This window comes from Enterococcus sp. 2G9_DIV0600 (genome assembly GCF_002140615.1).
GTDB classification, from domain to species: Bacteria; Bacillota; Bacilli; order Lactobacillales; family Enterococcaceae; genus Enterococcus_D; species Enterococcus_D innesii.
This window is the reverse complement of record NZ_NGLL01000001.1, coordinates 1,092,319-1,104,162: the sequence shown is the minus strand read 5'-3', so window position 1 is coordinate 1,104,162 and position 11,844 is coordinate 1,092,319. Positions and strand designations below refer to the sequence as shown.

General features: G+C 43.9%; 10 protein-coding genes and 1 pseudogene. 1 reads left to right on the top strand and 10 read right to left on the bottom strand.

The genetic code is table 11. The features are described 5' to 3' along the window. Positions 1–2 precede the first annotated feature (2 nt). The 3 genes from A5870_RS05260 to A5870_RS05250 all read right to left on the bottom strand — a co-directional run bounded on the left by A5870_RS05260 (position 3) and on the right by A5870_RS05250 (position 3,505). Positions 3–857: a sugar ABC transporter permease gene (locus A5870_RS05260; protein WP_081118196.1), complete on the bottom strand. Its 855-nt coding sequence runs from the start codon at positions 855–857 to the stop codon at positions 3–5. A 1-nt stretch (position 858) separates the two neighbouring features. Continuing rightward, the gene (locus A5870_RS05255) at positions 859–2,094 is read right to left on the bottom strand and encodes a carbohydrate ABC transporter permease (RefSeq protein WP_016613570.1); all 1,236 of its coding nucleotides are present in this window, start codon (positions 2,092–2,094) and stop codon (positions 859–861) included. A gap of 139 nt (positions 2,095–2,233) precedes the next feature. After that, on the bottom strand, positions 2,234–3,505 hold the full coding sequence (locus A5870_RS05250) for an extracellular solute-binding protein (RefSeq protein ID WP_081118197.1): 1,272 nt from the start codon (positions 3,503–3,505) through the stop codon (positions 2,234–2,236). Positions 3,506–3,756: 251 nt separating this feature from the next. Between A5870_RS05250 and A5870_RS05245 the strand changes: the two genes are divergently transcribed. Then, positions 3,757–4,755 (top strand): LacI family DNA-binding transcriptional regulator, encoded by a 999-nt coding sequence (locus A5870_RS05245; RefSeq protein ID WP_086292039.1) that lies wholly within the window; start codon positions 3,757–3,759, stop codon positions 4,753–4,755. A gap of 82 nt (positions 4,756–4,837) precedes the next feature. On the opposite strand, the pseudogene A5870_RS17775 reads toward A5870_RS05245, so the two are convergent. The 7 genes and pseudogenes from A5870_RS17775 to A5870_RS05210 form a co-directional block, all read right to left on the bottom strand. Beyond that, positions 4,838–5,359 (bottom strand): annotated as a pseudogene (locus tag A5870_RS17775) (GNAT family N-acetyltransferase). A 17-nt stretch (positions 5,360–5,376) separates the two neighbouring features. Next, entirely contained in the window at positions 5,377–6,138 is a 762-nt protein-coding gene (locus A5870_RS05235; RefSeq protein ID WP_077452746.1) for a YibE/F family protein, read from the bottom strand. Further along, complete coding sequence (locus A5870_RS05230) at positions 6,135–7,166, bottom strand: YibE/F family protein (protein WP_086292038.1); 1,032 nt, start codon at positions 7,164–7,166, stop codon at positions 6,135–6,137. The genes A5870_RS05235 and A5870_RS05230 overlap by 4 nt, the downstream gene beginning before the upstream one ends. 164 nt (positions 7,167–7,330) lie before the next feature. Next, positions 7,331–8,290, bottom strand: a complete 960-nt coding sequence (locus tag A5870_RS05225) for a D-2-hydroxyacid dehydrogenase (RefSeq protein WP_086292037.1) — start codon at positions 8,288–8,290, stop codon at positions 7,331–7,333. Beyond that, positions 8,287–9,618, bottom strand: coding sequence for an APC family permease (locus A5870_RS05220; protein WP_010747783.1), 1,332 nt, complete (start codon positions 9,616–9,618; stop codon positions 8,287–8,289). Before A5870_RS05220 ends, A5870_RS05225 begins: the two co-directional genes overlap by 4 nt. A gap of 123 nt (positions 9,619–9,741) precedes the next feature. Continuing rightward, the gene (locus A5870_RS05215) at positions 9,742–10,962 is read right to left on the bottom strand and encodes an MFS transporter (RefSeq protein WP_086292036.1); all 1,221 of its coding nucleotides are present in this window, start codon (positions 10,960–10,962) and stop codon (positions 9,742–9,744) included. Positions 10,963–11,150: 188 nt separating this feature from the next. Further along, positions 11,151–11,750 carry a YczE/YyaS/YitT family protein gene (locus tag A5870_RS05210; protein WP_086292035.1) on the bottom strand — a complete coding sequence of 200 codons (600 nt, stop codon included), beginning with the start codon at positions 11,748–11,750 and terminating at the stop codon, positions 11,151–11,153. Positions 11,751–11,844 lie beyond the last annotated feature (94 nt).

Here is an 11,844-nt window from a genome sequence, read left to right as displayed (position 1 = left end):
TCCTATCCTTTTGTGCCACCAGCGGTCAAACCGGAGACAAAATGTTTTTGTAATGCAATAAAGACGAGCGCGATCGGAATACTGATCAAAATAGCCCCTGCCGCAAAAGTCGTATAGCTGGCTCCCATTTTATCCGTGACTAATTTGTATAACCCGATGGGTAATGTATAGTACTCGGGATTACGTAAAATCACAGAAGACAGGGCAAAGTCCCCGAGTGGTCCAGTAAAGCCATTCATAGCAACGACTGCCAGCATTGGTCGTGATAAAGGAATCAATATTTGCCAGAATATTCGCGTATTGCTTGCGCCATCTATCTTGGCACTCTCGTCTAAATCTAACGGGATCGAGTCAAAATACCCTTTCAATAAGTACGTGTTCATGGGAATCTGACCCCCAACGTAAATCAAGATCAGCAACCAATGGCTATTGATCAAGCCGAGCATTTGCGCCAATACAAAAATTGCGATCAAGGCAGAGAACTGCGGGATCATTTGTAGGAGTAAGAACAGCATCAATCCATTTTTACGGCCTGTAAAACGAAACCGTGAAAAGGAATAAGCCGTCATGGAGACAAAGATCAGTGACAGAAACATGGTGCATACACTGATTTTCAATGAATTCAGATACCATTGACTATAATAAAGCGAGTTGTCGCCAGCAAACAATTTCGTGTAGTGACTTAATGTCGGACTCGTCGGAATCAGACTCGTACTTACTAAACTGTTCCCAGGATTAAAACTAGCACCGATCGTCCATAGTAAAGGGTAGACGATCACCACTACCGTAAAAATCAGTACAAGATACGTCAAGGATAGGCGGAAAAATTTTTGTTTTTTCATACTTGCTGCCTTCATATTATCCAACCTCCTTGAATGAATTTGTTCGGCGGAATTGCCATAAAGCAATCGCGATCACGACGATCGATAAGAGAATCGTCAATGCTGCTGCTAGTGCATATTGACTATTTTGCATCGTGAGCTTATAGATCCATGAAACCAAAATATCGGTACCACCAGCGGTCGAACCAGGAACTGCCGGTCCACCAGAATTAAACAGATAAATGATATTGAAATTGTTGAAGTTAAACGTATATTGCGTAATCAAAATCGGTGCCATTGCATAAAGCAGTAATGGCAATGTGATTCGTCGGAATTTTTGCATAGCTGAAGCACCATCGATGGTCGCCGCCTCATACAAATCATCCGGAATGGATTGCAGCGTCCCTGTAGTCACGATAAAAATATACGGAAAGCCTAGCCAGCCTTGAATCAGTAGCAAAGCTAAACGGGTCCAATTCGCACTCGTTAGCCAAGGAATCGGTGAAATCTGGAAGAAATTCAAAATCGTATTATTGATCGCACCAAAGGAATCATTGAACATTCCTGAAAATACCAAGATCGTAACAAATCCCGGAACTGCCCATGGAAGGATCAAAATCGTTCGAAAGAACTTTTTGAATCGTAGTTCTTTTTGATGCACCAGCACCGCTAAAAATATTCCGATAGAAACTTGTAACGTTGAGGCGATCAAGGTCCAGATAACTGTCCAGCCTAGAACATTGAAGAAGGTACTACGCCAAATATCGACAGTAAAAATCTTCTTAAAGGTCTCTAATCCCACCCAATCTGCTAAATTGGCAGGTGCAGAATGATACAGATCATAGTTCGTAAAAGCTAACGCGATACTAAAGAGAATCGGAAAAATAACAGAAAACACGAGTAAGAAAAATGCTGGGCTACTCATTAAATAAGGATAGCCTTCTCTTAATAGTGCCTGGTAGCTTTCACGGATAGAGTTGACTGGTAGCTCATTGTCTCTTAATTCGCCGTTTTTATAGGCATCACGGATGTTTAAATAATAGAACAACAGACCAAAACCAATGACGATCAAGGCAACTAATCCTTCTGCTAATAAAAAGATGGAATTGTCTCTCGGCACTTCCACGCCTAATGTCACGATGCCCCAAAGTCCCATATTAAATAAATCTTTAAAGACGACAAGATACATAGCAAAAAAGAAGAAAAATAAAGCGCCTTTGATTTTTTGCCGATTATAAAATTGACCGAATCCTGGTATTATCGAGAATAGCATTGCTCGTTTTGCATACGACTGCGTGTTTTTCACATTTTCGCCCCCTGTAAGAAAAAGCCGCTGACAAACGTTTCGTTCGGCATTACTTGATTCCTAGTGCTGAATCACCATCCGAAACGTTTGTCCTCGTAACGACTTTTTAGTTTTGAATTGCCGCAATGGCTGATTTGATCTGATCAACTGCTTGTGGTAAAGCTGTTTTCGGTTCAGCCTTTCCAGTAGCAATGGTTTGCAATGCGGCATCCATTGGTTCCCATACTGAATTCATTTCAGTGATCCCAGGCGTTAGTTCTGCGTGTTGGGACTGAGCGGCGATGGCTGCAGCACTTTCACTTTCTTGAACTGCTGGATCATCTGCCAAAGAAGCAACCGCTGGTACTTCCTGTGTTTTTTCATAACGAACTTTTGAGTTTTCTTCATTGCTGATAAATTTGACGAACGCTTCAGCTAATTCAGGGTTTTGGGAATAGCTACTTACGTTGTAGCTTTTGACACCGATAAAGGAGCCCATATGTTCACCATTGCCTAATAATGGCAATTCTTTCACACCATAGTCGATGCCAGCTTCTTTATAAGGAGACAAGTTCCATGGTCCCGAGATGACAGCTGCAGCTTTTCCTTCCGTAAATAAAGAGTCCAACACATTGATTCCTTGTTCACCGACCAATCCCGATGGAAAAACACCTGCTTCATAAAACTGTTGGATATAGTCTGCTCCTTCGATCGCGCCTTCATTAGCTAATCCAATATCTTCAGGGTCATAGGATCCATCGGCATTCTCGCCAAAAACATACCCGCCATAACCGCTCAATACACCTTGTGCGTAATAAATTTGATCCCATAATGCCAGTAACCCATAACTGTCAGCACCTAAAACAGACTTGGAATACTCCAGCCATTCATCCGTTGTCTGGGGCAAGTCTTCTTCGGAAATTAGTTCTTTGTTATAATACAAAATTTGTGTTTCAACCGCTTTTGGTAAGCCGTAGACTTTGCCGTCAACGATTTGCGATTGCATTGCTGATTCTGTATACAGATCTTGTAGCGTTTGATCGACTGTTAATTCTTTCAACAAACCTTCGGTAACGGCTGTACCGATTTGATCGCCAGGAATCGTGATGACATCCGCACCTGTACCAGCGGGTCCATCCAATCGTAAATCTTCGATCTGTCCACCATAGGCTTTTTCGACCACTTTGATCGTCACATCGTGTTCTTCTTCAAATTGTTTGACTGCCTCTTCAATCCCAGCTGATTTTGCTTGGTCTTCCCAGACCAATAGATCATAGTCCTTATCGCTGCCACTATTTGCTGCAGTACTATCTGTCCCTTCACTTTGTGGACCGCAAGCACCTAATCCTAAAGCTGCTACACTTAAAAAAAGAACTCGAGACATTTTTTTCATCATCATTTCTCCACCTTTTCTTTATTTTGCAAACGCTATCTTCTCGTTTATAATAAATTATTTTACTTAATATGTAAATAGTTTTACTAAATTAATTCTGTCTCTTATACACATCTAGATGTGTATAAGAGACAGCACAAATATTTTTTTCTAAATACCTCTACGTTATTAACTTTCACTATTCAGTAAATATATTTAGTAAATTCATTTACTTGGTAAAGTTGTTAGCGTATACTAGAAGAAAGAGGTGAAGAAGATTGGTTACAATAAAAAAAATTGCCGAGCAATCAGGCTTTTCACAAGCGACTGTGTCCCGATTATTGAAAGGCGACGAATCGTTGTCGATCGCAGCCGATACGCGTCAAAAAATTATTCATACCGCTTTATCACTAGGTTATGATCGCTCAAAAATAAAAACAACACTAGAAAAAATCGCGGTCCTTTTCTGGCTGACAGAACAAGAAGAGCTGCAAGATGTCTATTTTCGACAATTGCGAATCTCTTTAGAAAAATATGCGAAAATCAACAATTTGGAAATTCAACTGATCACTCATGAAGATGATGTTTTAGAAACACTGCAAGAAGTCGCCGGGTTTATTGGGATTGGCTCTTTCACTGAGAAAGAAACGCAGCAGTTCAAATCCATTTGTCCCTATGGCGTCCTTTTGGAAATCAACCCCTGTCCAGAGCTGTTCGATACGGTCAAACCCGATACTGATCGAATGACGCAACTGGCGATCGATCTATTTTTAACAAAAGGATACCGAAAAATCGGCTTTATTGGTGGTGCTTATCTAAATCCTGATACCCAACGTGCAGAAATGGATAGTCGCGAGGTCATCTTCCGTCAAACGCTGGCTCAGCGAGACGCCCTCGATGAGGCATTCTTGTTTACTGGTGGCAACTTTTCCGTTGAAACCGGCTATCGTTTGGCGAAAAAAATGGTGGAATCCCTTGGTGACGATTTGCCAGAGGCGCTCTTTGTGGCTTCTGACACCATCGCAGTTGGTGTGCTCCAAGCGTTAAATGAACAATCCATCATCATTCCTGATCGTTTGGAACTAATCAGTATCAACGACAATGAGATCGCAAAATTTGTGGCTCCCCCTCTAACAACGTTTAACATCGATGTGGAGGAAATCGCCAAAACCGCGATCGATTTATTGGTGGATCAGATCGTGCATCCTCGAGCGATCACCAAAACAGTCCTTTTAGGGGCTGAACTCATCGAGCGAAAAAGCTTTACGCAAGCATAAAAAACGCCCTTACAAAGTTAGAAAAAGCTAACTTTCTAAGGGCGTTTCATTGTCTAAATCGAAAAAAGCATTCTTTCGTTTTTCACCTCTCTTTCGCCACAGCATACACAAGATGCGGCATGTCCACTTGCCGATAGTGTTTAACAAAGCGATCCACCAGCTTCATTCCATTGCGCAATGCCACATTTATGGAGGCTTGATTGTTCTCACGAATGATCGAATAAACAATGGCGGCATTTAGCGTTGCAAACGCATAGTCTTTACAAGCCTGGGCGGCTTCTGTGGCAAACCCATGATGCCAGAAGTTCTTTTGAAACAAGTACCCAATTTCTAAAACGGCTTCTCCCTTGACGTCTTGCCATGTCAAACCGCATTGACCGATCGCTTGCCCGGATGCTTTCTCAATCACTAGCCACAAGCCAATGTGATCGTTTTGATAGCGTTACAGCTGTTTGTCGATCCAACCAGTGACTTCCTGCTCACTGAAGGGTCCTTCATAAGCAATCATGACTTCTGGATCTTGCAAAATCTTTTCAATCGCTGGACGATCGTCATGACTCATTTCTCGCAGCAATAATCGCTTGGTTTCAATTAGTGGTTCCATGGTGGTTTAGCTCCCTTCTACTCCATTCGGTTTCTTTTCAAAAAATACCAACTCGCTGCCCATGCGGTGATGGGTAAAATAATCACCGCTGCCAGACCCGTGATCAAACAAACGATCAATTCTGAGACGAACGCCTTCGAATTGATCATTTCACCAAAGGAGATCGATAAATCTTGAAACCACGCAATCAACGCCAGATTACTTCCCATAAAGGCAAACAATAAGGTATTGATCGTCGAAGACAATACGTCTGATACCACTGTCATACTACTTTTACTTAATGCCTTGATTGAGACTTGCGGGTTTGCTTGAAAAAGTTCAAAGGTCGCCGTGCTGATCGCCATACTCCCATCTGCCACCGCCCCCGAAAAACTCATCAAAATGATTGCGGTCATCAATGTCTTAAAATCGATGGCTACATCAAAGGAATACATCGCCAACTCATCCAGTTCCTCTGCCGAAAACCCATGAAGATTCATTGCAGCGAGCACAAGCGGAAATAGTAGTAGAAAAAGCCCTAGAAAGACCAACACACAGACAAAGGCAATTTTGGTTTTCTGATTGACACCGTTCACGAAAAACAAGGTGATCGCCGCCACGGCTAAAAAGGCAACACAAGCCGCTGGTAAAATCGGTGCCCCTCGGTCAATCAGAACCAGTAGCGCTAGAAAGACGGCCACATTCATAAACAGACCTGTGACTTGAAACAGCCCTTCGATCCGAAAAACAGCGAAAGTCAACAAGAGAAAAAGCAAGATCAACACAAACAAAACAGTCATTTTGCTTTCCTCCTATGCACTTCAAAACAAAGGAGCGTCAACGGTACCGATAAAACCAACGCAAAGCCGCCGCATACTGTACGCACTATTTCTAAAGAAAGATGCATCGGCAATGCTTGCGAAAGCAGCCAGCCATTGGCTAGGTAAAACAATAGCGCTGGCATACTCCCACTTAAATAGGCAAACAACAAGACATTGATCATCGAAGAAGTCGTATCTTGCGCGATGGACCGACCGATCGCTAATCGTTCCTTGCGGCTCGTCTGGGGATTGATGCGTTGGATCTCATCTAAACTGGCAATCAGCATGACGATATTGTCCATGCTGGCACCAATCGCGCCAATCAGCAGACTCCCTAGATAGACACTGCGATACGGACGGGTCAGAAACGACATTTCCTCATAGCGCAACCCATGATCTTGCAAAAGATCCATGGCGAACCGACAGAGAAAAAACGCCAAGAGGACGCTGGCTAACGAGGCAATGATTTTGCGGCTGTCGATCGTACGAAAGCCATAGGAAATCCCCATCGTCAAAACCAACGAGACGATCGTAAAAACGATCATCAAAAAGACCAATGAAAAGGAGCTGTTGCCTTTGTGAAACCACAGAAAAAGGAGCAGCAAGCCAGTATTCACAAAGATACTAAGTAAAGCCCGCAAGCCCTTTTTGCCACCAATTGCGACTACTGCCATCAGGAATAAGGCAAGGAAGAAAAAGAGATACCCATCCCGTTTTTGTGCTTGTACCTGCCAGCCATCCCCTTCTTTTTGCAAAAGCAGCTGTTGTCCGGTCTGATACAACGGATGAATCGCACCGTTGGGCGTGTATTCTGTAATGACTGTCCGTAGTACCCCAGCTTCTTCTCCGTTACGAAGGATCCCTTGAATCTGCTGCTGGTCGGCGGTGACTTGAACCGTTTGTACTTCTATGATCGGCTGTGCATAAAAGCGGCTACTTTGGGTTTGGATCAGCCAGCTAAAGACCAGCACGCTAACAAAGGCCACTAGATAATAATACTTTTTCAAGACCGTCTCCTTTCATTTTCAGCAAAAAAAGACTTAGACAAACCACCAGTCCTACGACCAATCACCTTGTGAGGCTGGATGACTGGTCGAAATGGTTACTGTGTCGGCGAGACTAACTGCTTTGCTAGTCTCCTGCTTTGTCAAAGTCCTTTTGCTCGTTTTGCTTACACGACATTTTGCGGTGTACCTGCTTTAAAACCGCTTAAGTTCGCCACAGCGATCCCCATCAAACGACGACGGGTTTCGACGGGTGCCCAAGCGATATGCGGTGTCAAATAGCAATTTGGCGCCTGTAATAAGGGATTGTCAGCTGCGATCGGTTCTTTCGAGACGACATCTGCCGCCAAGGCTGCGATCTGCCCGGTTTTCAGCGCTTCAGCAACTGCCGATTCATCGATCAAGCCGCCACGGGCGGTATTGATCAGGATCGCAGAAGGTTTCATTTGTGCCAATGCTGTGCGATCGATCATTTTTTCTGTCTCAGGAAACTGTGGAACATGAAGGCTAATGATATCTGCTTCTTGATACAGTTCCGCCAGCGAAACTTGTTTTGCCCAAGCAGCTTGTGCTGGTTTTGGTCGATGATTAAAGTAGATTACTTTCAATTGAAACGCATGTGCGATCGTGGCAACTGCTTGAGCGATCGCACCATATCCAATCAGCCCAATCGTTTTGCCTGCCAATTCCATCAATGGTGTCTGCCAATAAGAAAAATCTTTGCTGGTTTGCCAGTCGCCCTGATGCACGGAACGATTATGGTGTCCCACTTGATTCGTCACTTCTAGTAGCAAAGCAAAGGTCGCTTGTGCCACTGCATTGGTACTGTAGCTAGGAATATTGGTCACGGTGATTCCTTGTTCCTTCGCTGCTGCCCAATCAACGACATTGTATCCAGTTGCTAAGACCCCAATGTAGGTCAATTGCGGACATGCTTTGAGCACATCAGCGGTGATCGGTGTTTTATTTGTCAAAATCGCTTCGGCATCGCCGACTCGCTCAATAATTTCTTGTTTATCTGTATACGAGGTACGATCATACACCGTCACCTCTCCTAATTCTTCAAACCCGTGCCAAGACAAATCTCCTGGATTCAACGCATAGCCATCAAGTACAACGATCTTCATTCTTTCGCTCCTCTCGCTTTTCCTTTTGCTTTTCCATAAAAAACGGGAATTCCTAGTAACGTCACACCGATTCCCACGACTGCTAACCACGTGTCAGTGATCAAGGTCATGATCAAGATAAAACAGCCGCCTAAGATCGCAATCAAGGGAATGATTGGATAGAAGGGAACTTTATACGGACGCTTCATCTGCGGTTCTGTTTTTCGCAAACGAAAAACTCCTACAAATAATAATACACTAAAGAACCACATAACAAAAACCAGCATATCGGTCAAGAGATCAAAGGTGCCTAAAAGCATCATGATACAAGCGATGCCTAATTGTAAAAAGGCCGCCGCATAAGGTGCATTGGTGGTTTTACTTAAGGTCGCAAAGGTCTTGCTGAAAGGAATCTCATCTTCTAACGCCATGGCATATGGGACCCGCAAGCCAGTCATTGTATAGCCGTTCAATGCGCCATAAACAGAGATCAAGATACCGATCGTGACCAGTTTTCCGCCAAAGCTGCCAAACAAGGCCATCGCAGTTTCTGAGGCACTGTTCAAATTACCAGCGATTTGATCGATCGGCAATGTTTTTAAAAAGGCAACATTGATCAACACGTACACCAAGGTGACAAAACTCAATCCAAAGATGATGGCTTTAGGCAAATCTTTTTCGGGTCGCTTCATTTCTCCAGCGACATTGCCGACGCCCATCCAACCATCATAAGCAAAAAGGGTTGCTAAGAGAGCACTACTGATACCAGCCGCAAGCGAACCTTGAGTATTGGAAGAAAAATCCACCAATGACACCGAGACTTGCCCGGGTGTCAATAGGCCAGCCACGATGATCACCGCAATCGGGATCAGCTTGACTGCTAATGTGACCGACTGGACTTGAGCAGCGGCTTTTGTTCCCAAAAGATTGATCAAGGTCACACTCGTTCCGGTCAAAATCGATAAAGGAAGCAAATAATTGCTAGGTAGATGAAATAAGTTCAAACACTGGGTCGCAAAAATAATACTTAGAGCCGCAACATTCGCTGGAAAGTAAATGATACTTTGTGCCCAGCCTAATAAAAAGGAGGGTAATTTTCCATAAATTCTTTCAATATATCGAATGGGTCCGCCAGTCTCAGGAATCGCCGTCGCTAATTCTGCCACGGTCAAACCACCGCAAATCGTTAGAAAGCCGGCAAGCAGCCAGACCAACAAGGTCAATCCAGTCGATTGCGTCTGCTGAACCACAGCCGCTGCTTTGAAAAACACGCCGGCGCCGATCACCGTTCCCATTACTGTCGATAATGCCCCAAAAAAACTGATTTCTTTTTTCAATTGACTTTTCACAACATCACTTCCTTTTTAAATGAATAAGTCAAAGTATAGCGGATAGAAACTATCTTGACTAGAGGAATTTCAGAAAACAAAAAGCAAATACCATGAAAAGACGGCATTTGCTCTAAAATTTTTTTATTCTTTTGTGGATTCCTGAAAAACGAACAACGGAAGCTGCCGCTTTTTGTGCATTTGTTGAACCAAATAAATTCCTACCAGCAAGATGATTGGGAAAACGATCGCCCCTAGAATCCCGACCTGTAGCTGCTGTCCCGTCCATTCAACGATGCTACCAACGACAGCAGGGCCGATTGAACACCCTAGGTCTCCCGCTAATGCCAAATATGCAAATAGCGCCGTCCCGCCGTTGCGAATGTATTGCGCAGAAAGACTAAAGACCCCTGGCCACATGATCCCTACGGCAAAACCGCTTAAGCCGCAGCCAATGAACCCGATCAACGGCAATGAAGCAAAGCCGATCATCATATACGCCAGTAGACAAAGCAAAACACTCAAAAACATAAAGCGTTTCAAATCGATCCGTTCCCCGAACTTGCCGTAAAGCAAGCGCGAGATCCCCATCATTAAGGCAAAAACCATTGGCCCTGCCAAATCGCCTAGCGTTTTACTAACGCCTAAGCCCTGTTCAGCAAACGTCGATGCCCATTGACTGACCGCTTGTTCGCTGGCTCCGGCACAGACCATCATCACCAGAAACAGCCAAAAGCTTTTCAAAGAAAAGAGCTGTCGAGTGGTCAAGCCTCGTTCTCCTTCGGCAACAATTGGCGCCAACGGGACTTTGGTAAAGAAAAACAAATTAACCAACGGGATCAGCGCCCAGATGATCGCCAAAATCGGCCACTGTTGAATACCGAACACCATGAAGAACGCCGTCGAGAGCAAAACGACTCCAACATACCCCCAGCAATAAAACGAGTGCAACAAGCTCATGGTTTTTTCTTTATGTTCCGTCGGACAGGCTTCGACGATGGGACTGACTAAGACTTCCAACAAGCCACCGCCAATGGCATACAACAAAACCGCTGCTAACAGCCCGCTAAACGGAGTCGGAAACCATAAGGGAAAAACAGCTAAACCAATCAAGCCGATCGCTGCAAAAAAATGCGCCGCTACGATCGAAATACGATAGCCGATGCGGTCTACAAAAAAGATCGCTGCAAAATCGACGGCTAACTGGGTCAAAAAGTTAAAACTGACCAACAAGGTGATCTGACTGATCGGCAGCTGGTATTGGCTTTGAAAGGTCAAAAATAATAAGGGGGCAAAATTATTGATCACGGCTTGAACGATGTACCCTACAAAGCAAGCTGCAATCGTCGAACGATAACTTTTCATTTTCACTTCTCCTTTACTCGTCTTATCAGTATACCAAGTCCAATAAGACCGTAACCATGGAGAAAACACTTTTTTTACCCAGAGAATCTTAAGGAAATCAGGATTCCTCTCCCTTCAGATAATTCCTTTAAATGGAAGCAGCAAAAAAGCTGCCCTCACAGACAGCTTTTTCCGACTTATTCTCAAGGCTAGGCATTTTTCTTTCGAGCAGCGATGGTTTTCATGGTGGCTTCAAAGATTGGGCCAATAAAGACGATACACAAGAGAGTACCTAACCCCACACTGGCGCCTAACGCAAAACCGATCAAGACCATGGCTGCATCCAAGCCGATACGGATCGTTTTTTGCGTCAATTTGCTTCGTTTGTAGATCAAGGCCGTCAAGGCTTCAAGTGCGGCTGAACCTTTGTTGGAAGAAACGTAGATACCGGCGCCGATCCCGAATAAGATCGGTGCCGCGAAAATAGCGATCCACGGGTAGAAAGGCAAATGAATCGATACTTTGTCCATCACTGGTTCAAAGATCCCAATCAACAGGCCTAAGCCGATCCCATTGATAAAACTGCCAATGCCTAATTCAGCACGATCAAAGACTGCAACGATCAACAAAACAACAATATTAAAACACAAACTGGCAATCCAAAAGGGGACATCGACAAAATTCAAAATTCCTAGTAAAAACGTACTGATCGTATCATATCCTTGATGGGCGGTGATCAATAAGGATATGGCTAGCGCAATCAGCCCGGTACCTATCAAAACTTGTGCAAATTTTTTGGTTTCTTTCACAACATCACGCTCTCTTCTTTATTTTTCCTCTCTTAGTTTACCGTGAAAGCGTCACAATTACTATCATTTAATCACAAAAACCGGATTTTTTTTG

Excerpts from the sequence above, each read along its gene's own strand:
- A5870_RS05235 (WP_077452746.1), bottom strand. The coding sequence starts at position 6,138 with ATGACTGTTTTGTTTGTGTTGATCTTGCTTTTTCTCTTGTTGACTTTC.
- A5870_RS05225 (WP_086292037.1), bottom strand. The coding sequence starts at position 8,290 with ATGAAGATCGTTGTACTTGATGGCTATGCGTTGAATCCAGGAGATTTG.
- A5870_RS05215 (WP_086292036.1), bottom strand. The coding sequence starts at position 10,962 with ATGAAAAGTTATCGTTCGACGATTGCAGCTTGCTTTGTAGGGTACATC.
- A5870_RS05260 (WP_081118196.1), bottom strand. The coding sequence starts at position 857 with ATGAAGGCAGCAAGTATGAAAAAACAAAAATTTTTCCGCCTATCCTTG.
- A5870_RS05255 (WP_016613570.1), bottom strand. The coding sequence starts at position 2,094 with ATGCTATTCTCGATAATACCAGGATTCGGTCAATTTTATAATCGGCAA.
- A5870_RS05250 (WP_081118197.1), bottom strand. The coding sequence starts at position 3,505 with ATGATGATGAAAAAAATGTCTCGAGTTCTTTTTTTAAGTGTAGCAGCT.